Consider the following 635-nt stretch of genomic DNA (forward strand, 5'->3'; position numbering starts at 1 on the left):
GGTCGGGGTCGGGCTGCTGACCTTGCCATCGGCGATGGCCAGCACGGTCTGGCCGACATCGCCGCGGATATCGAAGCCGCCATGCAGGTGGTGCCGGCTTTCACCGTGGAAATCGCCACGCACTTCGCCCAGCGTGCCGACGACTTCATGCCAGCTTTGCTGCGGGGCAAGCGGCCCGCGCCCGGCGGTCGCCGGCAGGGGCGCATCCGCCGCCGGCCCGGTCAAGGCCGGGGGTGCGACCGCACCGGCGGCAAGCGCGCCGATCCGATGCACCCGATACGCGGCCGCGTCGGCAACCAGCAGGCGGCCATCGGCGTCGAGCGCGATGCCGGCCGGACGGGCGAGGCGCGGCTGCGTTTCGGCACCGAGCAACGCGATCTGGTGCCCCTGCGGCGTCACCTGCACCAGCCGCCCGCCGGTGTCGCCCACGTACAGCACGTCGTCGTGGGTGACCACCACCGACAGCGGCCCGTTCACCAGGCCGCCGTCGGCCACCTGCGTGCGCAGCGTGCCATCCGGCGACAGGCGACGGATCGCATTGTTGTACAGATCGGCGATCAGCAGATTGCCATGCGCATCCAGTGCCAGCGCCACCGGGGTATCCAGCCCGGCGTCGCCGCCGATGCCATCCACGG

General features: G+C 72.3%; 1 pseudogene. It reads right to left on the minus strand.

Going from position 1 to position 635, the window contains the following annotated elements:
• Positions 1 to 635 (minus strand): annotated as a pseudogene (locus ACXJKJ_RS30930) (gluconolaconase); the annotation flags it as partial.

This window comes from Roseateles sp. P5_E1 (genome assembly GCF_054049335.1).